Below are 26,306 nucleotides of genomic sequence, written 5' to 3'. Positions count from 1 at the left end.
GCATGAATCTACAAATTAATTGTGTTTTTAACACATAATGATAAAAAGTTTACGCTTTTAAGCATTGGTTGCCGGGTTTAGACAAGCTTTTAGTCAAACCGGGCGCTTTTGTGCAGTAAATGTAGTAGTAAGTCATCTTTTAATTATTGTTTAAAAACAGATATTAGCATCCTGTTATTACCTATATAAACCAGTGTATATATGATGAAGATAGCTGCCCGTATTTTACTGATACTATTGCTTTGCTTTTTCCTGCAGGATGCAAGCGCGCAAACCAAAAGGTTAACTTATTGCAACCCGCTTAACCTCGATTACGGCTACACCCCTTTTGATAGTTTTGCAAGCTGGGGCAAACACCGCGCTACTGCCGACCCAACCATGACCTTGTTTAAAGGCAAGTACTACCTGTTCAGTACTAACCAGTTTGGCTACTGGTGGAGTGATGATATGCTGAACTGGAATTTTGTATACCGCAAATTTGTACGCCCCTACAACCAGGTTGCCGGCGATGAACTTTGCGCGCCTGCAACATTAGTTTTAGGCGATACCTTGCTGGTGATAGGATCGACCTATAATAAGGATTTTACCCTTTGGATGAGCACCAGCCCTACCAAAGATGACTGGAAAGCGGCTAAAGACTATTTTAAAGTAGGCGCCTGGGATCCTGGCATGTTTGCCGATGATGATGGCCGGGTTTACATTTATCATGGATCGAGCAATACCCTGCCGCTTTATGGGCAGGAGATAGACAGGAAAACATTTGAACCCATCGGCCTCAAAAAAGAAATGGTTAAGCTGGATCCCGAAAAGCATGGCTGGGAGCGCTTCGGCGAACATAATGATAATGTATTCCTGCTGCCCTTTATTGAAGGCTCGTGGATGAACAAGCATAACGGCAAATACTACCTGCAATTCGGTGCGCCCGGTACCGAACAAAGCGGCTATGGCGATGGCGTTTTTGTGGGCGATAAGCCACTTGGTCCGTTTACCTATCAAAAACATAATCCGTTCTCGTACAAGCCCGGCGGCTTTGCAAAAGGAGCGGGGCACGGAGCAACCTGGGCCGATAAGTATGGCAACTACTGGCATATCAGCACCATGGGTATTTCGGTAAAAAATAACTTTGAACGCCGCATTGGCTTTTGGCCTGCCGGTTTTGATAAAGACGGAACGCTGTATTGCAACACCGCCTATGGTGATTATCCCCAATATTTGGCCACCGGCGCCGAAGACCACCTGCAAAGTAACTTTACCGGCTGGATGCTGCTGAACTATAATAAGCCGGTAGAAGTATCGTCGACCCTGGGCGCTTACTACGCCAATAACGCGGTTGACGAGGATATTAAAACCTATTGGAGCGCTAAAACTGCCAGCAAAGGCGAATGGTTTAAAACCGACCTGGGCGAAACCAGCACCATCAACTCGGTGCAAATTAACTATGCCGACCAGGATGCAACGTTTATGGGTAAATCATTAGGCGTTTATCATCAGTATATAGTTTATTCATCGGTAGATGGCAAAACATGGAAGGTCTTGATTGACAAAAGCCAAAACAAAAAAGATGTTCCACATGATTATATCGAACTAAAAACACCTGTAAAAGCGCGTTACCTGAAAATGGTAAACCGGCATATGCCAACAGGAAAGTTTGCGTTATCGGGCTTCCGGGTATTTGGTAAGGGTGCAGGCGCAAAGCCTGATACCGTTCAAAACCTGATTGTGCTGCGTGGCGACAGCGAGCGCCGTAACTCCTGGCTTAAATGGAAACCCAATGATAACGCCACCGGCTATACCATTTATTTTGGCATAGCGCCCGATAAACTGTACAACAACATGATGGTATACGGCAAAAACGAGTTTTATTTTAGCGGGATGGATAGGGATTTACCTTACTATTTCCAGATAGAGGCCTTTAATGAAAACGGGATTTCGGCAAGGACAAAGGTGGTAAAGGTGGAATAAGAAAGCGTTCTGTTCCTTGTTTAGTGAAATGTTTATTTTATATTATGAAATCGAAGAGTGGTAAGATAATGAAAGCCGAGTGCCGACCCCAATAACCATTCGGGTTTAGTATGCATCGGAAACCCTTTTTTATACTCCCCGCGTTTTTTAAGGTGGAGATAATTATCTTTATTAGTATAGAAATCATTAAAAAAGGAGCATGGATCAAAGACTAAGAAACCATATAGAAAAGATCGTGTTACTCAACGATGATGAGTATGAATTTGTATTAAGTCATTTCACCGCTAAAAAATTTAAAAAACATCAATTTCTTATTCAGGAAGGAGAATCTGTAAAACACAATTTTTTTATTCTGTCCGGGCTTTTAAAGCTGGTGTATACTGACGATACGGCAAAGGAGCATATTGTCTCGTTTGCTATGGAAGACTGGTGGGAAAGCGATTTTCTGGCCTATTATACGCAGACCCTATCGACCATGTCACTGATATGCCTGGAAGATACAGAAGTACTGTGCTTAACGCTGGAAAATTACCGCAATCTTTGTGATAGAATGGAAAAGATGGAAAAATTTTTTCTCGAAAAAGCCAACTTCGGCTTTCTTGGTGCACAAAGGCGCATCGTCTCTTTGTTAACCTCTAATGCAAAACAGCGTTACGAACAACTTCTTAAGCAATATCCTTCACTCGTTCAGCGGGTGCCGAAAAGTCAGCTGGCTGCATTCCTGGGAGTATCCCGTGAAACTTTGAGCCGTTTTAATTAATAGTGTGATATACCTCACATGATAATGGTGAGGTATATCAAGGCTTGATCCCGAATGTTATCCGGATTTTTGCACTGTAAATTTATACTGCAATTATGAAAAAGATCGCAAAACTGGCAACACTATTATTAACAATTACTGCACCTGCATGGGCGCAAACTTCAAAACATGCACAGATGGAAAAAAGGATAATCAATCCCTGGGGGTGGCAGGACGAACGCAGTTATGTACAGGCTGTTGAAGCAAGACATGTGGAAAGCACACTTTACATTTCGGGACAAACCGCTATAAGCGATGACGGAATATCAAGTAATGACGATATGAAAACTCAACTGACCAAAGCATTGCAGAATTTAGAGACTGTGATCAGCAAGGCAGGGTACAAACCTGAAGGGATCGTCCGCTTAAATATTTATACGACATCGACCTCTGAGCTTTTGTCGAATTTTAAGATTTTTCAAGATTGGGCCGTCAGGAATGGCGTCAAACAAGCACTTACGCTTTTGGAGGTGAAAAGCCTATTCGAAACTTTAAAAGTTGAGTTGGAAGCAACTGTCGTTAAATAAAGTATTCGTTCGAGGATTAGTGGAAACGGAAGACTCACCCGCCGGAATGGGTCTTTCGTTTGCATAACTTCTACAATCAATTATTAATTTAGGTTTCAGGCTTCTATCTTTAGGCATGAAGGTAAAGCAGCATAGGTCAGGGATATTAAGTAGGATTCGTTTTGATTATTTGGCGTATCGTATTTCATAACTATTACGCAAATTAAGAAAGGTGGAAGTTTATTGGCCTAATAGTTGCGGCTTTTTTGTAAACTGCAACCTATGCTGAAAACAATACCTGTATTTATAGCTTCCCTGTTTATTTATAGTGGAATTGCGGCGCAGACGCCCGATAGTACCTTGAAAAAATCGCCTGTTAAAACTTTAACTGATGCGCAGTATACCGCATTGTTAAAAGGAGATGATATTTATAATATGCCGCCGGTGGCACTGCTGAACCATTACCCAATGCCGGATGTGGCTATGCAGTTTAAAAAGGAGGCAGGCCTTAGCCCCATACAAATTACTAAGATTGAAGCTATTGCTAAAGAGCTGAAACGCAAACGAATTGAAATGGGGGGATTTATTGTTATCAACGAAAAGAGACTGGATGATTTGTTTAACAAAGGAACCGACGAAGGCAGCATCATTTTTTATAGTAACCGGTCGGGCTTGTACTACGGCGAACTGCGGGATGCCATTTTGATTGCCTGCTACAATACCTGGAAACTGCTATCGCCGGCCCAGATAAAAAAGCTGGAAACTTTGCAAAATCATAATTGATAAATTTGCCGATTGATTTGTTTAATTTAGCGGCCCCAAATAAAGTGTATGAAAATAACTTTTGATTTTGAAAAACCCCTTGCCGAGCTGATGCAGCAAATTGAAAAGGTGAAGCAGGTTGAAGATAAAAACAAGCTGGATATGTCGGCAACTGTTGCAGAGCTGGAAGCCAAATTGGAAAGCACCAAAAAAGAAATATACGGCAATCTTACCGGCTGGCAAAAGGTACAGATTTCCCGCCATCCCGAAAGGCCATATACCCTGCAATATATTGAGCTGATGTGCGATGATTTTATTGAATTGCACGGCGACCGTACAGTTGGCGATGATAAAGCCATCATTGGCGGTTTTGGAACATTAAATGGCCAAACAGTGATGTTTATTGGCCAGCAAAAAGGCCGTAACACCAAAGAGCGCCAGTACCGCAACTTTGGTATGGCTAACCCCGAAGGCTACCGGAAGGCTCTGAGGCTGATGAAAATGGCCGAGAAATTCAACAAGCCGGTTGTTACCTTAATTGACACCCCCGGAGCATTCCCCGGCCTGGAAGCCGAAGAACGCGGACAAGGTGAAGCCATAGCCCGTAACCTGTTAGAAATGTCGATACTTAAAGTACCTATCATCTGTGTTATTATAGGCGAAGGTGCATCAGGCGGCGCATTAGGTATAGGTATTGGCGATAAAGTAATGATGCTGGATAACTCCTGGTATTCGGTAATATCGCCGGAGAACTGCTCAACCATCCTTTGGAAAACATGGGAAAATAAAGAACGTGCCGCCGAAGTTTTGAAACTGACATCTACAGAAATGCTAAAAAACAAGCTGATAGACGGGGTTATTAAAGAGCCCCTTGGTGGCGCCCACCAGGATCCCGTAGCTATGGCTGCCACGCTTAAAAAGCAATTGCTAAAAGATCTTAAAATCCTCAAAGAAAAAGACGTTACCGAACTGGTTAACGAGCGCATCGAAAAATTCTGTTCGATGGGTGTAGTAAACGAATAATAGTTTTCGGACTTTAATAACCATATACTAAAAAAAAGCGGCGATTGCCGCTTTTTTTAGTATCACCCTTTTTGTTACAAGAGCGTCTATTCTTAACGTATTCGGTGGGAGACCTGTCAGTCTGAGTTGTAAAATTTCGCGAAATCCTGAAGGAAGAATGACAATGATTTCGCCCTAATGTCACGCTGAACTTGTTTCAGCACCCCACGTGCTAAGTATACTTCATGCGGGTCACCTGTCCTGTGGGATCCTGAAACAAGTTACAAGGATGACTTCCGTTTTTTAACTTGTCATGGGTAGCCTGTCGAAGACTCGGACTCGCGCGGAGAGGCCTTTGCCCGCTATGGTTCGACGGGCTCACCATGACAGCCCGTTTAAATTCTTAATTCTATTTCCCCGTACCCATGCCTAATTTCTTCTCATATTCTTTAAACTGCGCGTTAAATTTGGCGTTCAGTTGTGGTTGTTTGTAGTTTTTGGTAAACTCTACCAACCCGTTCAGCATCGACATCGAATATTGGATATCGCGGCTCTCCAGCGTGGTATCGCCGCTTTGCAACAGTGTTAAATTATAAGCCAGAAGGTTGGTTACGTAAGCATCAACCAGGTTGGCCAGTTTGTTGGCCATTTGGGTTTCGCCCAGGCGATAGGCGGTTTCAATCAGGTAATATTTGCGGATGGCTATCTCGGTATTTGGGATGGTCTCCGGCATTACCTCGTCGTATTTTTTTAACGCGTTTTTAGCCAGGTCGGTTTTTCCTTCTTTTAACAGGTTATCGGCCAGGCTGGAGTATAACCTCGAGATCAGTGGATAAAACATGGTGTTTGATTCATGATCAAGATAGCTGGCCGTTTTCATGTTGCCCCATTTGTATTGTGTCATCATGTTATAGTACATTACCGGGGTGTTAATCAAATCGGCCGCGTTTGCTGCAGTATCTACCTTTAATGGCATAAGGCGGTTTGCAAAACCTTCGCTATATAAATATTTGCCAAGGCCTATCAGGTTTTCATCGGGTACGGTGGTAGCAAAGTAAATCGGCCTTTTCCAGTTATTGTGGGCCAAAATATCCATCATAGCCAAAATATCCTTGGTTACGTATTTGCCGTTAAATGTCCAATCCATTTCGGGCGCTATCTGGTCCTTTTGGGCGGCAGGCACTGTTCCGGTTTTAACCACATCGTCTGCATTAACCGTTATTTTGAATTTTTTGGTTGGCAAGTAGTTGCCTATATCGCCATTGCCATACTCAGCCATGGTAGCTTTATCATCCGAAGTAATAAAATCAAAAACATCCTTTAACTCGGTTGAGCCTGGCAGGTTTTTATCGCTTAAATAAACCACATCGCGCACACCCGCTTTAAATTTATCGTCGGGCATAGTAATAGGCAAAGGCTCCGATTGGTTCATCTTATGTTTCATGCCGCGGATATACCAATCGGTACCCAGTAAGCTTAAATTCACGATGCGTACATCGGGCCTTACGTTTTCAACTTCCTGTATATACCAAAGCGGGTAGGTGTCATTGTCGGCATAAGTAAACAAAATAGCATTTGGCGCGCAGGAGTTAAGGTAGTTATAGGCCATATCATGCGGCGTGAGCTTGGTCGACCGGTTATGATCGTCCCACTCCTGGCTGGCCATTAGTATGGGAGCGGCTAATAAACAAACCACGGTAGCAATAATGCCGCTGGTTTTGGCATTAACTACCTTCCTTAAAAGCTCGGCTACGCCCATAACACCAAGCCCTATCCAAATTGCAAAAGCGTAAAATGATCCTGCGTAGGCATAATCACGTTCACGTGGCTGTAAAGGATCCTGGTTTAGGTAAAGTACAATGGCAAGGCCGGTAAAAAAGAATAGTACCAAAACCACACCGGCGTTTCGCTGGTCGTTTTTAAAGTGGAAGAATAAGCCCACCAGGCCAATTATCAACGGTAAAAAGTAAAGGCGGTTATAGCTTTTGCTTTGGGTAACCTCGGCAGGCAAAGGCTTGTTAAAATTCCAGCCGCTTATCCAGTTGCCATCTGCGCCGCTGTTGCTGGTTTGGCCGTCAAGATCATTAGTACGGCCAACAAAATTCCACAGGAAATAGCGGGTATACATCTGGTTAACCTGCCAGGTGCCAAAGAAGCCCAGGTTGGTAGCAAATGTTGGTTTTTCGCCTTCGGCCAGCTTGCTCCATGCGCGGTAAAATTGTGCATGGCCTCCCTTATCGCTAAACATCCGTGGGAAAATGGTGTTGCGATCATAAACAGTTGTTAGTTTTTTGCCGGCAACCTCGTACTGTGTTTTGCCGCGGCGGTAAATTTTAGCGCCTTCGGTTTGCTCGGTAGGCGTAGAGTCAAAAAATTGGCCGTATAATAAAGGCGTATCGCCGTACTGATCGCGGTTTAAGTAGCTGTTGAGTGCAAAAGCATCCTGCGGATCGCTGTTATTCAGGTTCGGGTCGGCCTTGGCGCGTACTACTATCATTACAAATGAACTGTAGCCAAACAGTATGAACAACAGGCACACAAAAAAGCTATTGAGAGCAAAACGTTTTTCACGAATTTTAATCACGTACTCCAACAAGGCCAAAATACCTATGCCAATAAGTGCACCAATAATGCCGGTACTAATACCCAGCGCCAATATAAAACATACCGCCGAAGCTATAATGGCAAGCTGCGATTGTTTAATAGTATAATAAATGCCAAAAGCAATGGTGCCTATCAATAATGCAAAAAAAGCAATAGCACCGCTGCCGAAGCCCATACCCAGGGTGTTTACAAAAAGCAGATCGGAGAAGGCCGCGCCTTTAACTGTAAACTGGATAACGCCCCATAACACAAAAGCTACCGATACCACACCCGCAAAAAATGCCAGTAGCGTGCCCTGGGCGGTTATGGCTTTTGCCTTGCGGAAATAGATTACTAACGCTATTGCCGGTATTACCAGCAGGTTTAACAGGTGGATGCCTATTGATAAGCCCATGATGTAGGCAATAAAAACAATCCAGCGGTTGGCGTTGGGTTCATCAGCATGGGCATCCCATTTTAGTATAGCCCAAAAAACGATGGCTGTACATAAAGATGATTGCGCGTAAACTTCAGATTCAACTGCCGAAAACCAAAACGTATCTGACCAAGCATAGGCCAAAGCACCAACCAAACCAGAACCTATAATGATAATCAGGCTGGCGATATTAATATCTTCGGCTTTTTTTACCAGTATTTTTTTAGCAAGCGCGGTAACCGTCCAGAATAAAAACAGGATAGTTGCGCCGCTGGCCAATGCCGAGGCCATATTGGCCCAGTAGGCAACCTTGGTATTATCGCCCATAGATAACAGTGTAAATACTTTACCTATCATGGTAAACAAAGGCGCTCCCGGTTGATGAGCTACCTGCATGCGGAAGATACAAGCTATAAATTCGCCACAATCCCAAAAGCTGGCCGATGGTTCAAGTGTTAAAATGTAGGTAATGGTAGCGATAATACCGGCTATCCAGCCAAAAATATTGTTGATCTTAGTGTAGTTCATGTCAGGTACTTTCGTATATCAAAAGGCTTAATTGAGCCGAAATTAGCAAAAAACTATTATGATGCCGAAACCAAACGCTTTGCGTTAACTCTTTTTAATCGTTTTTAGCTGTAAAACAGGCTTGTAAATACTTTTTTCAAATTCTGTTTTGAGAGTTAAAAAATCGTCTTATATTTGCATTCCTTTTCGGAGAGTAAAACATCCAGGGAGATTGCCTGATAGTATAATGGTAGTACGACGGTTTTTGGTACCGTTTGTCTAGGTTCGAATCCTGGTCGGGCAACAAGAAATTTCGGATTTCGAATTTTTGATTTCGGATTTATTCCGTTTTAGAAAATCGAGGTCCGAATTGTATTTTAGGGGGTTGTTAAGGGCCTGGTTTATTTTATTTTAGCTTGATAAGCAATTGAAAATTAACCAAATCCGAAATCAGACATCCGAAATTCAAAATTCAAAAAAATGCCATTACAATTTAATCCGGTTAAATTATTTGCAGGTTCGGGCTCAAAAGCGCTGGCGCAAAAAATTGCTGAAGCCTATGGCCGCGAATTGGGCGATGTAGTTCTTTCACGTTTTAGTGATGGCGAATTTCAACCACATTTTAATGAAACTGTAAGGGGATGCGATGTATTCCTGATACAAAGTACCCACCAGCCTACTGATAACCTGATGGAATTGCTGATGATGATTGATGCCGCACGCCGTGCATCGTCACATTATGTAAACGCCGTTATCCCGTATTTTGGTTTGGCACGCCAGGACAGGAAAGATAAACCCCGCGTAGCTATAAGCGCAAAACTGGTAGCCAATTTATTGGTGGCAGCCGGTATTAACCGCATCATGACCATGGATTTGCACGCAGCGCAGATACAGGGATTTTTTGATGTTCCGGTTGATCACCTGGATGCTTCTATCATTTTTGTGCCGTACATTAAAAGCCTTGGTCTTGGTAATTTAACCATTGCATCGCCTGATATGGGGGGCTCATACAGGGCGCGCAGCTTTGCTAAATTTTTTAATGCCGAGGTTGTAATTTGCGATAAACGTCGTAAACGTGCCAACGAGATTGAATCGATGACATTGATTGGCGACGTAACCGACCAGGACATTGTATTGATTGATGATATTTGCGATACAGCCGGCACGCTGGCCAAAGCAGCAGGCTTAATTATGGAACGTGGTGCACGCAGCGTACGCGCGGTTTGTACACACCCCGTATTATCTGGTAAAGCTTACGAAACTATCGAAAACTCGGTGTTAACCGAACTAATAGTTACCGACACCATACCATTGAAATACGAAAGCCCTAAAATAAAAGTACTATCAACTGCCGAATTGTTTGCAAAAGCTATAAGCAATGTAAATGAACACGGCTCGATAAGCCAGTTGTTTAGGGTAGATTGATTGCGGCTGATGGTTCATAGTTGATGGTTCATAGTAAAACATTAACTATAGGGATTGAAAAGAACGAAGAACTTATAAGGATTAGGCTATGAACAATGACTTATGAACCATGAACGAAAATAAAATTTGTGCGGATTAGACCATGAACAATGATCTATGAACTAAAAGAAGACCTTGTGCGGATTAGGCCATAACAATGATCTATGAACCATGAACTAACAATAAATAATAAAATAAAAAACAATGAAATCAATTGCTATTAGCGGTTCTCCAAGAGAGAACGTAGGGAAAAGAGACGCTAAAGAACTGCGTTACCAAGGCTTAGTGCCTGCAGTACTTTACGGTGGGCCAACCCAAACCCACTTTTCAGTGTCCGCAGCTGATTTGAGAGCCGTAGTTTACACTCCGGTTGTTCATTTCATCGATCTTGACGTTGCTGGTGTTAAATCACAGGCTATTATTAAAGATTTGCAGTTTCACCCTTTAACTGAACAAATTATCCACGTAGACTTTTTATTGCTTGACGAGAAAAAGCCTATCACTATCGAGATCCCTGTTAAATTAACCGGAACTTCGCCAGGTGTTAAAGTGGGTGGTAAATTAGTTCAAAAACTAAGGAAACTGCGCATCAAAGCATTACCTAAAGATCATTTAGATGCTATTGAAGTAAGTATTGCAGCTTTGGAAGTTGGTAAATCAGTAAAAGTGGCCGAAATTAAATTGCCAAACTTAACTATTACCAATGCACAGGAAGATACTATCGTATCTGTAACTACTTCACGTGCATTACGTCAGGCTGAGCAGGAAGCTGCTTCAGGTAAAAAATAATTTTTACCTCCTGGTAAAAAAAACGCGATCGGGCTTTGCCTGGTCGCGTTTTTTTTGGGTCAAGAATTTTTGGCAAAAGCAAGGTTTTTAAACGCCTTGTTGTGGTTGATTGGTGGTTTGAGTCGGAAGTAAGCAACAAGCGAAAATGACTTGAGACTTGCAACTAAATACTTTTGACTTAGCGTTAGCTGTTTGAATTTTGTAATATTTAGTTTGATACTTATAACCGCATCGCTTTGCAGGTTGTTTAAATTTGTATCAACAAAAACATAATACCTATGAAATACAGAAATTTAGGGAATACCGGCGAAAAACTATCTGCCATTGGCTTAGGCTGTATGGGCATGAGTTTCGCCTATGGCCCGATAGATAACGACGAATCATTAGCTACACTTAACCTGGCGCTTGACCTGGGCATTAACTTTTGGGATACTGCGGATATGTATGCCAACGGCAAAAACGAAGAACTGATAGCCAAAGTATTGAAGCAAAACCGCGATAAAGTATTTATAGCCACCAAATTTGGTTTCAGGGTGAGGGATGTCAACGCCCCTTATGCGGGTAGCGGCACCGCCAATGTTTATTTTGATGCATCGCCCGCTTATATGAAAACTGCGGTTGAGCAAAGTCTCAAACGATTAAATATCGATACCATCGATCTATACTACGCCCATCGAATCGATCCCAATGTGCCTGTGGAGGAAATGGTGGGAGCTATGGCCGAATTAGTTAAGGAAGGCAAGGTGCGTTACCTTGGTTTATCAGAAGCATCGGCTGCAAGCATCCGTAAAGCACACGCCGTGCATCCTATTGCTGCCCTGCAAAGCGAGTATTCATTACTTACCCGCGATGTAGAGAACGAAATACTGCCGGTATTACGCGAGCTAAATATTTCATTAGTGCCTTATAGCCCGCTATCGCGCGGCCTGGTAACCAATACCTTAAATAAAGAAGGACTTGCCGACGGCGATTTTCGTAAAACATTGCCACGTTTTAACGAGGACAACTGGGACAATAACCAAAAACTGGCCCGTGAATTTGCTGTCCTGGCACAACAAAAAAATGTTGCACCAGCACAATTAGCCTTGGGTTGGGTATTGGCTCAGGGCGATGATATTATTCCTATCCCCGGCACCAAAAAGCGCAAATACCTGCAGGAAAACGCAGGAGCTGTTGATGTGGAGTTATCGGCTGTAGATTTGCAGGAGATAGACGAGCTGTTAAAAAAATATCCAGATACCGGTCAGCGTTACTATGAGGCATCTTTAAAAATGACCAATCTGTAATTTTATTTAATGGTGTTTATTTTTATGGTGATATTAGATCATGAAAGATCATCATTATAAAACCACCATCACCTGGACAGGTAATACGGGCGCTGGAACCAAAGATTATAGATCATATGAACGTGCCCACACCATCAGCATTGATGGTAAGCAGGATATTTCAGGTTCGTCAGATCCAAATTTCAGGGGGGATAAATCCCGTTATAGTCCCGAAGACCTGTTGCTTGCATCGATAGCTGCCTGCCACATGTTGTGGTACCTGCACTTGTGTTCGGTGGCGGGTGTGGTGGTAACCGCGTATGAAGATAGGGCAGAAGGTACGATGGTTGAAACCAGCGACGGCGGCGGTTATTTTACCGAAGTAATATTAAAGCCGATGATCACCCTTAAAGAAGCCATCATGCAGGCCAGGGCGGATGAACTGCACCACGAGGCCAACAAATTGTGCTTCATAGCCAACTCGGTTAAATTCCCGGTTTTGAACCAGCCGGAGTATAGGGTGGAGAGCTGAGGTAAATTGTGTTTAGCTTCTGAACGGAGAAACACATATCCGTGTAATAAAAAGATTGAGGAATGTTTTAATTTCCGGCGTAATGGTTTAAAGTACCACGATTAAGCCATTACGCCGGGGGCATTTTTTTAAGAGCCTTTATTGTATATTTTTATTGTTTATTATTGGTTTGCCAATAATTCATTTTGCAATTGTTTTTTACCCCAATTGTGTAAATGCTCAATAAACGGAATTAATTCCCGCCCTGTCTCGCTCACCGAATATTCTACTTTGGGTGGCACTTCGTGATACATTTTCCGTGTTATTAATTTATCGTCTTCCAATTCCCTTAAAGTCTGGGTAAGCATTTTGGTGGTAATATCGGGCAAAGTACGGGTTAGTTCGCCGTAGCGCAGTACAGTTTTTGAGTGTAAATACCATAAAATCCTCGCCTTATATTTTCCGCCGATGCGTTTAAACGCATATTCAACGCCACAATTCTGGATTTGCTCAGGGATTTCGCGTTTATTTTTCATTTTTATTTTATATAAAATATTGATAATCAATTATACATACTTTTTGGTATATAACATACAAATAAGTACATACTTGCCAAAAGTATACAAATATATTAGTATTGCAGCTCATTAAAAGCAATAAAATGGACTTAAAGTTAAAAGATAAAGTTGCGGTGGTTACAGGTGCATCAAAAGGAATTGGTGCCGGAATTGCAAAAGCATTTGCAAAAGCGGGTGCAAAAGTTGTGGTCAATTATGCATCAGCTAAGGCTGATGCTGATAAAGTGGTTGATGAAATAACAAAAGATGGTGGCGTCGCCATCGCTGTCCAGAGCGATATAACACGGTCAGCAGATGTGAAAAGGTTGTTTGCCGAAACAAAAACAGCGTTTGACAGGCTGGATATCGTGGTAAATAATGCCGGCGTTTTTACTTTTGAGCCCTTAGAGGCCGTTACCGAAGATAGTTTTCATGCACAATATAACACGCATGTGCTGGGTAATTTGTTGTGCACCCAAAGCGCGGTAGCCCTGTTTGGTGAGGAGGGTGGTAGTATTATAAACATCAGCTCGACAGTAAGCCAAAATCCCATGCCCGGCCTGGTGGTGTATTGCGCGGCAAAAGCAGCCGTTGATACCATGACAAAACTATTGGCCAAAGAGTTAGGTGGACGAAAAATACGGGTAAATACTATTGCCCCCGGCGTTACCGAAACGGAAGGTACACGTAGTGCGGGTATAATTGGAGGCGATTTGGAGAAACAAATGGTTGCCAACACGCCGTTGGGTCGCACGGGTCGGCCGGAAGATATTGCAAAAGTTGCGGTATTCCTGGCTTCTGACGATGCAGGTTGGGTAACAGGCGAAAGAATCACAGTTGCCGGTGGGTTGTTGTAATTCAAGAACAACGGTTAGGTTTCAGGCCAGATAGGCGGAACAAATTGCGCTTAAAAAGTAAATCACCGCATCCCGCGGTGATTTACAAACCCAAAAGAGACCAGAGACCAAGCTGCCCCTTTTATATAAAAAGTAAACAAGAAGCTATTTTTTTAGCGCCAGGTATTGATATGGCTGAATAATAAGCTGGGCACCTAACGTGATATTTGCTTTGGTGAAGCCGTTTGTCCAGGTGGTACCTTGCAGGGCTGCCGGAACAGCGTAGGTAACGCTGCTGTTTTTTGAATTTACCAGCACCAACACATCATCCGCTGCTGTCTTTTTCTCGAACGACACAATATCATTATCATTATAATCCGTCAAAGTGCCCGTTTTAACAGCCTCGTGTGCCTGGCGGAAGGCGATAATCTTTTTGTATTCGGCAATCATGTCCGGGTTGGCGGTATAATCTACCGTTACGTTGTTAAAAAAGTTGATGGAATTTGGATAGCCAACTTCCTGGCTGCTGTATATCAATGGCACACCATCCATATAGGCTGCCAAAACAAACGCGGCCAGCGCACCCTGCTTGCCTTTATACTCGCTGATGGTGCTGCCATCTGACGAGGCATTATCATGGTTGGTAATATACCTTAACTTAATACCATTGGTCGGTAACGAAGCTTTTTCGGCAGTGTTTGTTGAGAACAGGGCCGATGGGCTGGATGTACCTGCAAAAAGATTTTTAAGCGTACCGTAATAGCTGAAAGCGAAATTCATCTGGAAACCGGCGCTTATTTCGGGGCCTTTGGTGCCCTCGGCTAAATAGATCAGTTTATGGGTGGTAATTTTATTTAAAGTATCTATTGCCTGAACCCAGAAATCATTAGGAATATTATCGGCAAAATCGCAGCGGTAGCCGTCGATGTTGGCTGTGTACACCCAGTATTTCATGGCCTTAATCATGGCGGCACGCATGCTGGTGTTGTTGTAATTTAGCGCGGCAACATCAGCGTAGTTTGTGCCTGGCGGAATAATGATATTGCCCGATGCATCCTGCTGGTACCAGTCTTTATTCTGGATCCATGCATTATCCCAAGAGGTGTGGTTAGCTACCCAATCCAATATAACGGCTATTCCCAGCGCATGGGCTTTGGCAACATAAGCCCGCAAGTCATCCAGTGTGCCAAAATCGGCGTTTACGGCCGTATAATCTTTAACTGCATAGGGTGATCCTGAAGCTTTCAAAACGCCTACCGGGTAGGTTGGCATTAGCCATACCACGTTAACGCCAAGCGCTTTGATAGAATCTAAACGAGCCATGGCACTGCTCAGGCCAACCGGCGAGTAAGTTTTTAAATTCACCTCATACATCACAATATCTTTGGTTGCGGGTACGCCGCTAAAAGGGGTACCATATTGCGCCGGATCTGTATTGACCGGATTTACCGGCGGATCGGGTGTGGGATCTGATTTTTTGCCGCAGCCCAGTAGCGAGCCTATTAGCATTATAAATAGAATTAAACTGTTCATCTGGTTTTTTTTGTTACTCATGATCATACTCACACTTCCTTTTTAATAATTTATCTGGATGTTATTTGGGGCATTACTGATGGTTACCGTTTTAACAGGGCTGCTATCGGGCCTGTTTATGCTCCCTTGCGGGTCGGTATTTGCTGCGGCACCTAAAAACGCGATGCTGCTATCCTGTAACTTTAAATTGCTGTTGCCTGCTTTAACTGCTGTTGATTGTTCAAAGCCGTGCAGCACCAGCCTGATGTATTTAAAATTGGTTTTAAAGCTCCCTTCTGCTTTATCAAATGTGATGGTTTTTTTATAGGGATCAAAACTGATGGTACGTTTATAAAAATCACCTTTCTGGTAGCTGAAGCTTTTGCCATTATCTTCGTAATACACAAAATGATTGGCTTTGCTGCCCTTATATACATGCACGGCGAGCGTATCGGTAGGCAATTCGGCAGTTGATTGGGTAAGCGACTGCATGGGGATAATGCTGCCGCCTTTTATGTAAACCGGCAGTTTGCTAACCGTTAGCGGGATAGTTACCTCCTGTGCGCCTTTTTGCGCGGCACCGGTATAAAGATCATACCAGCTGCCTTCGGGAAAATATACTTTGCCAAAAGCCGCGGTGCTTTCAAAAGGGGCAACCATAAAGCCGTTACCAAACTCGTACTGGTTTTGGAAGGTGGCGTCCATTACTTTCGGGTCAAAAGTATAGTTGATAGCCAACGAGCGCATTACAGGTAAACCGTTTTGCGTCGACTCATAAAAGCTGGAGTATAAATAAGGCATTAACTGGTAGCGTAAGCTGATGTAGTTTCGTGCAATGTCCAGCACATCCTCGCCAAAAGCCCAGGGCTCGGCAGCGCGGCTATTCAAGGCCGTGTGGTTACGATAGTAGGGGATAAATGCGCCAAGCTCAATCCAGCGGGTATATAAGGACGTGGTGGGATTGCCGGTAAAGCCGCCAATATCCATCCCCGTAAACGATACGCCGCTTAGGCCAAGGCTGTTCATTAAACGTACGCCCAACAACATGTGGTCTTCCTCGGCACGGTTATCGCCTGTCCAAATGGCCGAGTAGCGCTGCAAACCTGCATATCCCGAACGGCTTAAAATAAACGGGCGCTCTTTAAAATGTTCGAGCGCGCCTTCGTAGCTTGAACGTACCATTTCTAATCCATACACGTTATGCGCCTGTAAATGGGTAGTTGGGTGGCCGTCATAATCAAACAGAACATTATCGGGCATTTTTTGGCCCCAGGTAGATATTTCGTTCATATCATTCCAGATACCGCTCACGCCCGATTTTGCGAAGAAATCGACCTGGTTACGCCACCATGCGCGGCCTTTATCGCTGGTAAAATCGGTAAAGTTGCACCAGCCCGGCCAAACCTGGCCGGTGTATGGTGTACCATCGGGGTATTTGATATATACATCCTGTTTCAGGCCGCTTTCATAAGCGGGGGCGCCTTTTTCAACTTTAATCCCCGGATCTACAATAACGGTAAGCTTCAGGTTCATTTTGTTAAGCGCATCGGTCATTTTTACAGGATCAGGGAAACGGCTTTTGTTCCAGGTGAATAGTTGGTACCTGTCCATGTAATGAATATCTAAAGTAATACCATCAGCAGGGATTCGCTTTTCGCGCAGGGTTTGGGCTATGCGCATTACCTCGGCTTCGGGGTAATAGCTGTAACGGTTTTGCTGGTAGCCTAAAGCCCATTTTGGGGGCAAAGGCATGCGGCCGGTAAGCCAGGTGTAGGAGGCAATAATATCTGCCATTTTTTTATGGTAGATAAAGTAGTAGTTCATTTCGCCACCGTGCGCGCCGAATGATGAGAAGCGGTTATTACTGGCGCCAAAGTTAAAATCGCTTTGGTAGGTGTTATCCATAAAAATACCATAGTTTAAGCCATGGTGAATGCCGGCATAAAAAGGGATGGTGGAGTAAAGCGGATCGGCCATGGTACTGTAGCCATATACATCCGAGTTCCAGTTGGTGTAGGCGTTGCCCCTGCGGTCAAGGTTGCCGGTTTTTTCGCCAAGGCCTACAAAATGCTCATCATCCTGCATTTTTTTATAGGTAATTACCGCATCGTTTACCCATGACGTGGTTAAACCGGGTTCGTCCTGGTTAATTATCCTGCCATCAATTGTATAGAATGTTATGCTGAAAGGTTTCTTTTGGATTACCGCTTTTAACGAATCGGTGCTGATATCAATCTCATTATCTGTTTGGCTGATCTGCACTTTTACAGCATGCGCTTTGCCAACTACAGCGTACGAAAAATCGTCGCCCAATACCTTTTTATCCAACCGCACCCGAACGATGGATGGGCTGTAAACAGATATGCTGCCGTAAGCATTGGTTGTTTTTAAAGAAACTTCCTGTTGCCCAATGGTAACGGTTTCGATATTTCCGGGCGTTACTACCGGCGATTGCGCCATAACACACGGCAAGTTTAAAACGCAGGCAAGTAAAAGTGTGATCGTAATAAATTTCATGTATAAAAGGGGTGATGAATTGTTATCGGAAGGTAACTGGCAGTAAAAATCAGGAGCCCGGCAAACCCGGTTACTCCTGAAAATCAACTAATGCACACTTGTAAAATCCGTTAACATACTCAAAGTATATTAAAAAAAGGTATGATGTAAGGCAGCAAACGCGCTGCCTTACCGGTTAATTTTTCTTTAACTTAAAGTTGTAATTATTTGGATCATGCAAATCCAGCGTAATGGTATAATTACCATTTGACGGTACAGTTAAGTTGCCTAACGAGCCGTTGTACGGTAATGCAGGGTTATCGGCGTATTGAATTTTGCCATCTGCTGTGATGCCAAAATCAATAGCCCACTGGTTATTGGCCCTGAATTTGAACGATCCGCTTGCAACCATATTGGCAGTAACCGTCCACACTTGTTTAGCCGGGTCGTACGTCATTTGGGTATCCGTGCTCCAGCCGCCTGGTGTGGCATCGCCAATTATACCCCAGGTAACCAGGGTGTATGACCAGGTAAGGGTTTGCGGGTTGGCAACCAGTTCATAAACACCCGGGCCAGGCAAAACCAAATCGCCTTTGGTGCCATCAGTGGTCAATAAGCCCGGGCCGCCATCGCCGTAGTTAATGTGGTTCCAATCGGGAGCGCTGGTAAACTTAAAGTGATAGCTGCCACCTGCAGGCTCATAAATGTAGCCTTCGTAAATGTTAGGTACCGATGCCGCTACTGTGCCAGCGGTGCCCGGCGACCATCCCTGGTAATCGCCCGGAAGGTATAATACCGGGTAATTGTTGCTTGGCGGCAGGATAATTTTATACGGGCTGATAGTTAATGTTACCGCTTTTGAATAAGTATTCCTATCCTGGTACGCCTGCATCCTGAACACCATTTTACCCACTTCATTTGGCGTAACGCCCAATGCGAGGGCCAGTGTGTTTAAATCGCTGCCTTTGTAAGTTTTGGTTAGCACATCGGTTCCAATTAATACCGATGTAGCGTTTTGCCAGGCGGTTGCGCCTACGGTATCGGCAGGCAAATCGGCCTGCAGGGTGTAGGTTACGTGCGATTTGTAAGGGTAAACTACCGCAGGCCAGGTAAAGGTAATTACCGACTGATCGTCGGTAGTAGCAGACAGGGTGACTGTAGTTGTTGAGGCCGTCATGTTACCCGTAAAGGCAACCGGTTTCAGCGTGGTCAACTCCGCCTGCTTATGGCAGGCAACGGTCATGAAGGCCATTGCTGCAAATGTTAAGTTGATTATTTTTTTCATCACTTTATGAATAATTAATAACCTGGATTTTGTTTCAACGTGGTATTGGCGTTAAGTGCTTCTGTCGGTATCGGGAACAGCATCCTGTAAGCAGGTGTAGTTTGAACAAAACCGTGCGGTAGCAAAAACTTGCCAAACCTGATCATGTCCTGCCTGCGGTGGCCTTCCATGTTCAATTCAAATCCACGCTCATCGTAAATGTTATCTAACGTAGGTGCTGCAATATCGCTAAGGCCGGCACGCTCCCTTACCTGGTTCAGGAATGGGGCTGCGGCTGTAACATTGCCTAAGCGTACATTACACTCGGCCTGCATCAGCAGTACATCGGCATAACGGTAAACCGGGAAATCGTTTGATTCGCCGCTGCCGTCAGATGGTTTTACGGGGAAGAATTTATCGTCACGGATACCTTCATTAGGGCCCGCACCCGGATCAATTAGCGACGATACCTCTTTGGTATAAGTAATACCGCCGGCCTGTGCGCCAACCAGGAATTGTTTTTTACGTACGTCGGCATTATCAAACTTATCATAATACTCTGATGGGATAATGGTACCATTCCAGCCGGCAAAGCCTATAAGGGCCACGCCATTGGGGCTGTTTAAGCTCCGGATGGTGTAAATGTTACCACTGATAACATTTTGCGTAATGTATAAGGCAAAAATGGTTTCGTCGTTGGGGCATACATCGCCAAAAAGGTCGTAATAGGTATTACCAAGTGGTGCCGTTGTGCTTGCACCGGCGGCATGTAATGTAAAACCACCCGATGCTACTTTGTTGGCTGCTGCCAAAGCTTCGGCCCAATGTGGGGTGCCGGTATAAACCTGGGCATTTAAGTAAACCTTGGCCAATACCATGTAACCTGCCCACTTGTTAAAACGGCCGTAATAGGCGCCGCCACGTGTTTCAGAAAGTAAATCAACATTGGCTTTAAGCTCGTTTACCACAAAATTGTAAACATCGGCACGTTTTGCCTGCGGTATTTTTGAAACGTTGGTATTGTTGTCGGTATAAAACGGCACATCACCAAAATCATCTATCAACAGGTAATAGATCCAGGCACGCATCACTTTGGCCTCGGCAATTTTTGCCGGATCGGCTTTGGCCGATGTAAGCTGGGCAATGGCCAGGTTGGCGCTGTAAATTGTAGAGTAAGCCCAGTTCCAGGTATTATTGATGATGCCCAGGTTTGGCAATTCGGTACGGGTATACAGTTGGGCAAAGTCAAGCTGCCAATCGCCGGTGTTACGGTGAGGTATTACCTGCTCATCTGATGAGAAGCTATTTAAATCGTACCAGCAATTATCGCGGCCTGCATAGTTTGAGCCCCAGCTGCCGGTAATTTTTGAGTACACATTGGCCAAAGCATCATCGGCACCCGCCGCGGTTGAATAAAACTGGTCAGCCGTATATTTGTCATACACATGCTCATTAACCTTGGTACAGCTTGCAGCAAGGCTAATAATACAAATACTGATTAATATTTTTTTCATGATCAAATTATTTTAGAATAACATTTAAACCTAAAGAAAAGGTCCTGGTGCGCGGATAGGTACCGTAGTCGCCGCCCGATGAGCTGTCGCCACTAACGTTCACTTCAGGATCAAGGCCTTTGTATTTGGTTATAATGGCAAGGTTTTGGCCGGTTACAGATAAGCGTAAAGCGCTGATGTATTTTACTTTGGCCAGGTTAAACCTGTATCCTAACGAAAGATTTTCCCACCTTAAATACGAGCCGCTCTCCAACCAAAGGTCAGACCCATAAGGCGACGACTGAATGCCTAAAGGTATCGCGCTGGTAAGCACGTTTGATTTTCCCAGGTTTTCCAGAAGGCTTAAATCCTGGCGAAGGCCGTTATAGATTTTATTACCGCCCGATCCGCGCCAAACCATTGATGCATCAAAGTTTTTGTAAGTAAAAGATGGTGTAAAAGCATAGGTATATTTAGGCAGCGATTGGCCTTCTTCGTACCTGTCTTTACTTTGCGATCCCTGGTCGATGGTGCCGTTTTTATCACGGTCAACAACGGTTTCGGCGCTGTTGGCATCTTTGCCAAGGTGTTTTAAAATAAGGAAAGTGCCCACTGGCTTGCCTACAACAAGGTAAGCGTTTGGTCCCCAGCCAACATAGTTGGTAGGTACATCAAAGCCTTGTATGTTGCCGCCTAATTTAAGTACCTTACTTTGCAGCAATGACCCGTTTGCAGCAAGGGTAAGTGTCATATCCTGGCTTTTTATCACCGTATAGCTTAACGAAAGCTCGACACCTTGCGAACGCAGGCTACCTACGTTTGCCAGAATGTTGTTTACAAAAAACTGGCCTACAACGGGTACAGTGTAGTGGTACAACAAATTATCGGTAGTGGCCCTGTATACATCAAAAGTACCGTTCAGCCTATCATTAAACATCGAGAAATCGAAACCGGCATTGGCCTGTTTGCGGGTTTCCCACTTTAAGTTAGGATTGGCATTTTGTGTATAAAAATAGTTGGGAATGGTTGATCCTCCGAAGAACACCGAACCTGCCTGACCTACCAAAGCAATGGAGTTTTGCGGGGTAATGCCTTGTTGGTTACCGGTAACGCCATAACCCACACGTAACTTAAAGCTGCTGAACAGGGTTTGGTTTTTCATAAAGTCTTCCTGGTCAACCCGCCATGCAAGCGCTGCCGACGGGAAGTTACCCCATTTGTTATTAACCCCAAATACGGTTGAACCATCGCGCCTGATACTGGCGGTTAACAGGTACTTGTTGTTGTACGAGTAATGGATCTGACCAATGTATGAAATAAGCCTCCTGTCGTTTTTGTAAGAAGAAATATCGCCCTGTAAAACTTTGGAGATATCGCCCAGCTGCAAAGCGTTATAAGTAGCAAAATCGTTCACAAAACCACGGCCCTGTGCAAAGCTGCCGTTATATGTTTGTGCCTGCCACTCATAAATAGCCGATGCATCAAAATGGCTTAACCCAAATTCATGTTTGTAGCTCAGGCTGATGTCCATCAGTTTTTCGTCAACATGGTTATTGCTGATGTTGGCGATGCCTGTGTTATCAATAGCGGTAGCTATGGTTGATGCTACCGGCGCGTAATAACCTGTATTCGTATCAGATTTTCTCCAGCTGCCAAACCATCCGGCAGATATGCCTTTGTAAATATCCAGGTCGCCCCTTAAACTGGTGAACAGGTTGTTGGTGTTCACATCGTTTTTAACCGTTTTTGCAACAGCGTAAGGGTTGATGTACTGGAATACGTTAGGGTCTGAGTAGTATGATCCATCGGTGTTAAATACAGGATCGGTAGGTCTCGAGATGTATGTATTGCTGATCAGGTTTGAAGTAAAAGCTGCCCGGCCGATGCCGATAGGGCTGTAAACATCATTGTTGATGCCGCTATTTACATTCATGGTGAGGGTTAACTTATCATCAAGCGCTTTTTGCGTAGCGGTAATGCGGCCTATATATTTTTTATAGTTGGAATTGATAACGATACCGGTTTGGGTAATGGCACTTACGGATGCACGGTAGTTAAAGCCATTGGTACCACCACCAAAAGCAAGGTTATGGTTTTGCGTAACGCCGTTTTGGGTAAGCAGGTTAAACCAGTCGGTATTGGAGCCATGGTTTGCAGATACATCCACACCTTGTTTTTCGGCTTGTGCAGTCCATTGCACGGCGTTTAGTTCCTGCAATTTGTGGGCAATTACGTCCAGCGAGCTATTTTCGGTATACTCAACACTGCTTTTGCCGGCGGCGGTTTTCCTGGTAGTGATCAGGATAACACCCGGGGCGCCGCGCGAACCGTAAATAGCGGTGGCCGATGCATCTTTAAGGATGTCTATTGATGCAATTTCACTTGGCGGCACCTGATTTAGCAGGTCCATGTTGCCTTGAATGCCGTCAACAACAACCAAAGGATCATTGCCGCCCTGTAACGATGTTAGGCCACGTATGCGCACCGTTGGTGCCACACCGGGTTCGCTGCCTACCTGGGTAATGTTTACGCCTGCTGCTTTGCCGGCAAGTTGTTGTAATGGGTTGGTAACCGACCCCGGATTAAGGTCTTTAGCACCGATGGTTGCAACGGCACCCGTTAAATCAGATTTTTTAACCGTTCCGTAGCCCATAACCACCACTTCGGTTAAAGCCTTTGATGAAGGTACCAGCTGAATAGTGGGATTTTCGTTGGCTTTGATTACCCGCTCCAGCACATCGTAGCCAACAAAAGTAACCTGCACGGTTAATGCCTGTTGCGTATCGCCCGTAAGCGAAAACATACCATTAGCATCTGTTACTGTTGTTTGAGATGCACCCTTAACGTGCACTGTGGCGCCGGGTAATGGCTGGTTAAGATCATCAACCACCTTGCCCCTGAAAGCACCTTTTTGAGCAAACGAAGCTATCGCCGAGATTAAAAGGAGCACAGTCAGGCCGTACTTAAATAAGTAAACTTTTTTCATGTAAAATTGGTTTTAAAAATTGGTTTTTGCAGATGTACCATAGCTGGCAAATCCGAATCAAATAAAAGGAGGGAATTTTGGCTAATCAATAGCCTAAAAGCTCAATATAGAAAATATAGGCGGAATAATATTGTTAATTGATTGATTGTTAGGTACTTTTATTGTTGTTTTAGGAGTTGTAATATAGATTTAATATGGGGCGATATAGACGGGTTTTGAGGAGATGATTGGGGCTGTTGGGGGAAATAGTTGCAAAGCTGCCAATTATTCATCACATAAAAACTTAAATTGCAGTATCTTCAGCAATCCACAACAGATGAAAATAAAAAGAGCCCTGGTCATATGCCCCGCATTGGTCGTTATTTTTTTAACCGGTCAGTCTTTTTATCACCGGTATCAAAAAAAAGTCACAAAAACCGCGTTTTTGTATAAGGCTATTACACGTCCCGTGGTACTTTGCAGCGGCGGGTACAACCTGGCAGATGATTTAAAAGAAATTCCTGCTTTAAATGGCTGGGGAAATTATAAATGGAAAATCACTACCCCGTCTGACAGCGCCCAGTTTTATTTTAACCAGGGCCTGAGCATGTATTACGCTTTTCATTCTATTGAAGCTATAGCGTCATTTACCAAGGCAACCCGGTTTGATCCGGAATGCGCGATGGCCTGGTACGGCAGGTCGCTGGCTATGGGGCCAACCATCAATTACCCTAATGGCTACGCCCCGCCCACCGATGCTTACGAAGCATCAGTAAAAAGCCGCAACTTTGCCAATAAATGCACGCCGTTGGAGCAAGCACTTATTGCGGCAATGCAACAGCGGTATAGTAAAGATACCACCGTCACCGTGTTGCAGTTACGCAGCAATTATGCCAGGGCCATGCAAAAGGTTTACGCCAGCTACCCTAAAAATGCCGAGGTGATAACATTATATGCCGATGCCCTGCTATTGTTACATCCCTGGGATTTATACACCCACGATTTTAACCCCAAACCATGGACGCCGGAGATCCGCGCATTATTGGAGCAGGCTATTGCAATAAGCCCCAAACATCCGGGAGCCAATCATTTTTATATCCATACCATGGAGGCATCGGCCACGCCGCAACTGGCTTTAAAAAGCGCGCATTTGCTGGATACTTTAATGCCGCTGGTATCGCATATTACACACATGCCATCGCATATTTACATCCGTACGGGTAATTACCAGCAAGGTATTGCCAATAATAACGCAGCGGTTGCCGGGTTTAATTATTACGTGGGCCTTTACAACCCGGTGGTTAACGGGGCCGTGTTGTACCAAACGCATAACATTCACCTTAAAGTAAATTGCGCGCAAATGGGCGGTAACTATAAGGCCGCCATTAGCGGTGCCAATGAAGCAAAGGCTACCATTGTACCTGATTACCTGGTCGCCAAAGGGGCTGATGGTAATTTTTTCCAATACGTTTATATGCAGCCTGCGCTAACCGATGTGCGCTTTGGCAAATGGGACGATATTTTAAACACCCATGTAGGCGATACTCTTGCCTATGCATCGGTATTGCTTCATTTTGCAAAGGGCATGGCCTGGTGCGGTAAGGGCGATTCACAAAAAGCTGCCTCAGAACTAAAACTGATGGAAGCCGGTTTAACTGATGCATCGTTAAAAGCACCAATAGATAATTTCAGTTCGGCATTTGAGGCCGCCGGCGTCGGCCACCTGATATTGCAAGGCAATATTGCTGCCACGCAAAAAAACTATGGTGCTGCAATCTCCACTTTACAACAAGCAGTTATAGCCGAAGATAAGCTCATTTATAACGAACCCCGCGACTGGCCCTTACCCGCCCGGCATTACCTGGGCAATGTATTGCTAAAAGCAGGTCGTTACAACGAGGCCGTGGCTGTGTTAAATAAAGACCTGCAAATAAACCCCAACAATGGCTGGGCGCTTACAGGCTTGCAATGGGCCTATCAAAATGAGGGGAATGCACTCGCTTTAAACAAAGTAAAACAACGTTTAAAAACCGCCTGGAAAATAAAGGATGTGGAGATAGACAGACCTGTTTTTTAATGCTTCTATAATGAAAATGCTTATCAATTTGACCTTTTTCTTCTTGTTAACCTCTGAGGGCTGTTTTGCACAATCAAAACAAGAGGTCGACAAATTATTGGCTGATATTTATAAAACAGGCAACTCAAAAAATATAATTACCAATGCTTCGGCAAAAAAGTTAAAAGCTTATGGAAGCAAATTGCTGCCCACCATAACAACCTATTTTGGCGACACCTCCACCACCGGTATTCGTTCCGATTGCCAGGACAGATTTTTAAATAAGGGAGAGGTAGCGATTATTATGGCCGACCATATAGAGCCGATGCCTTATTATACAGTAACAGGTATCCAGAATTGCATAATTGAATATTGTAAAGGCAATCCCAACCTTATAGAATATTATTTATGGGCTATAAAACGTGATGGGGTATTGTTATTTCAAAAACGCTATACTATCTGGCTAAGCAGTGCCGACAGGCAAACGTGGCCGCCTTATACTTATAATAAGAAGAGAAATAAAGTTTGAATTTAACAGCTT

The 26,306-nt window shown here is 44.2% G+C and carries 19 protein-coding genes and 1 tRNA gene; 13 read left to right on the top strand and 7 right to left on the bottom strand.

The window, feature by feature from the left end; genetic code table 11:
* Positions 1-201: 201 nt before the first annotated feature.
* From PQ469_RS23000 to PQ469_RS22980, 5 genes are all read left to right on the top strand, one after another.
* Complete coding sequence (locus PQ469_RS23000) at positions 202-1,962, top strand: family 43 glycosylhydrolase (RefSeq protein WP_274209753.1); 1,761 nt, start codon at positions 202-204, stop codon at positions 1,960-1,962.
* Between the two features lie 199 nt (positions 1,963-2,161).
* Complete coding sequence (locus PQ469_RS22995) at positions 2,162-2,722, top strand: Crp/Fnr family transcriptional regulator (protein WP_274209752.1); 561 nt, start codon at positions 2,162-2,164, stop codon at positions 2,720-2,722.
* Between the two features lie 95 nt (positions 2,723-2,817).
* Positions 2,818-3,288, top strand: a complete 471-nt coding sequence (locus tag PQ469_RS22990; RefSeq protein ID WP_255369890.1) for a RidA family protein — start codon at positions 2,818-2,820, stop codon at positions 3,286-3,288.
* 261 nt (positions 3,289-3,549) lie between these two features.
* Positions 3,550-4,050, top strand: coding sequence for a hypothetical protein (locus PQ469_RS22985; RefSeq protein ID WP_274209751.1), 501 nt, complete (start codon positions 3,550-3,552; stop codon positions 4,048-4,050).
* 48 nt (positions 4,051-4,098) lie between these two features.
* Positions 4,099-5,052, top strand: a complete 954-nt coding sequence (locus tag PQ469_RS22980) for an acetyl-CoA carboxylase carboxyltransferase subunit alpha (RefSeq protein ID WP_090651831.1) — start codon at positions 4,099-4,101, stop codon at positions 5,050-5,052.
* Between the two features lie 388 nt (positions 5,053-5,440).
* Here PQ469_RS22980 and PQ469_RS22975 read toward each other — a convergent pair whose 3' ends face one another.
* Entirely contained in the window at positions 5,441-8,578 is a 3,138-nt protein-coding gene (locus PQ469_RS22975; RefSeq protein WP_274209750.1) for a DUF2723 domain-containing protein, read from the bottom strand.
* Between the two features lie 212 nt (positions 8,579-8,790).
* On the opposite strand from PQ469_RS22975, the gene PQ469_RS22970 reads away from it, so the two are divergent.
* The 5 genes from PQ469_RS22970 (at position 8,791) to PQ469_RS22950 (ending at position 12,607) form a co-directional block, all read left to right on the top strand.
* Positions 8,791-8,861, top strand: a tRNA-Gln gene (locus PQ469_RS22970).
* Positions 8,862-9,037: 176 nt separating this feature from the next.
* The gene (locus PQ469_RS22965) at positions 9,038-9,982 is read left to right on the top strand and encodes a ribose-phosphate pyrophosphokinase (RefSeq protein ID WP_090651833.1); all 945 of its coding nucleotides are present in this window, start codon (positions 9,038-9,040) and stop codon (positions 9,980-9,982) included.
* A 243-nt stretch (positions 9,983-10,225) separates the two neighbouring features.
* Positions 10,226-10,810: a 50S ribosomal protein L25/general stress protein Ctc gene (locus PQ469_RS22960; RefSeq protein WP_090651834.1), complete on the top strand. Its 585-nt coding sequence runs from the start codon at positions 10,226-10,228 to the stop codon at positions 10,808-10,810.
* A gap of 278 nt (positions 10,811-11,088) precedes the next feature.
* Positions 11,089-12,096 (top strand): aldo/keto reductase, encoded by a 1,008-nt coding sequence (locus PQ469_RS22955; protein WP_274209749.1) that lies wholly within the window; start codon positions 11,089-11,091, stop codon positions 12,094-12,096.
* Between the two features lie 40 nt (positions 12,097-12,136).
* The gene (locus PQ469_RS22950) at positions 12,137-12,607 is read left to right on the top strand and encodes an OsmC family protein (RefSeq protein WP_337993746.1); all 471 of its coding nucleotides are present in this window, start codon (positions 12,137-12,139) and stop codon (positions 12,605-12,607) included.
* 161 nt (positions 12,608-12,768) lie between these two features.
* On the opposite strand, the gene PQ469_RS22945 is transcribed toward PQ469_RS22950, so the two are convergent.
* The gene (locus tag PQ469_RS22945) at positions 12,769-13,122 is read right to left on the bottom strand and encodes a winged helix-turn-helix transcriptional regulator (protein WP_090651874.1); all 354 of its coding nucleotides are present in this window, start codon (positions 13,120-13,122) and stop codon (positions 12,769-12,771) included.
* A 125-nt stretch (positions 13,123-13,247) separates the two neighbouring features.
* Between PQ469_RS22945 and PQ469_RS22940 the strand changes: the two genes are divergently transcribed.
* A complete protein-coding gene (locus tag PQ469_RS22940) occupies positions 13,248-14,000 on the top strand; it encodes an SDR family NAD(P)-dependent oxidoreductase (RefSeq protein ID WP_274209748.1) in 753 nt (250 codons plus the stop codon).
* A 144-nt stretch (positions 14,001-14,144) separates the two neighbouring features.
* On the opposite strand, the gene PQ469_RS22935 is transcribed toward PQ469_RS22940, so the two are convergent.
* From PQ469_RS22935 to PQ469_RS22915, 5 genes are all read right to left on the bottom strand, one after another.
* Complete coding sequence (locus PQ469_RS22935; RefSeq protein WP_274209747.1) at positions 14,145-15,512, bottom strand: alpha-amylase family glycosyl hydrolase; 1,368 nt, start codon at positions 15,510-15,512, stop codon at positions 14,145-14,147.
* A gap of 42 nt (positions 15,513-15,554) precedes the next feature.
* Positions 15,555-18,008 carry a glycoside hydrolase family 31 protein gene (locus PQ469_RS22930; RefSeq protein ID WP_274209746.1) on the bottom strand — a complete coding sequence of 818 codons (2,454 nt, stop codon included), beginning with the start codon at positions 18,006-18,008 and terminating at the stop codon, positions 15,555-15,557.
* Between the two features lie 175 nt (positions 18,009-18,183).
* Positions 18,184-19,272 carry a SusE domain-containing protein gene (locus tag PQ469_RS22925; protein ID WP_274209745.1) on the bottom strand — a complete coding sequence of 363 codons (1,089 nt, stop codon included), beginning with the start codon at positions 19,270-19,272 and terminating at the stop codon, positions 18,184-18,186.
* Between the two features lie 14 nt (positions 19,273-19,286).
* Positions 19,287-20,765, bottom strand: a complete 1,479-nt coding sequence (locus PQ469_RS22920; protein WP_090651840.1) for a RagB/SusD family nutrient uptake outer membrane protein — start codon at positions 20,763-20,765, stop codon at positions 19,287-19,289.
* Positions 20,766-20,772: 7 nt separating this feature from the next.
* Positions 20,773-23,730, bottom strand: coding sequence for a SusC/RagA family TonB-linked outer membrane protein (locus PQ469_RS22915; protein ID WP_274209744.1), 2,958 nt, complete (start codon positions 23,728-23,730; stop codon positions 20,773-20,775).
* A 316-nt stretch (positions 23,731-24,046) separates the two neighbouring features.
* Here PQ469_RS22915 and PQ469_RS22910 point away from each other — a divergent pair, with 316 nt between their 5' ends.
* Both PQ469_RS22910 and PQ469_RS22905 read left to right on the top strand, forming a co-directional pair.
* Positions 24,047-25,786 (top strand): tetratricopeptide repeat protein, encoded by a 1,740-nt coding sequence (locus PQ469_RS22910; protein ID WP_274209743.1) that lies wholly within the window; start codon positions 24,047-24,049, stop codon positions 25,784-25,786.
* Positions 25,787-25,796: 10 nt separating this feature from the next.
* Positions 25,797-26,294, top strand: a complete 498-nt coding sequence (locus PQ469_RS22905; RefSeq protein WP_274209742.1) for a hypothetical protein — start codon at positions 25,797-25,799, stop codon at positions 26,292-26,294.
* The last annotated feature ends 12 nt before the right edge of the window (positions 26,295-26,306 follow it).

The organism is Mucilaginibacter sp. KACC 22773, from assembly GCF_028736215.1.
GTDB lineage: Bacteria > Bacteroidota > Bacteroidia > Sphingobacteriales > Sphingobacteriaceae > Mucilaginibacter.
This window is presented reverse-complemented; position numbering and strand designations above follow the sequence as displayed.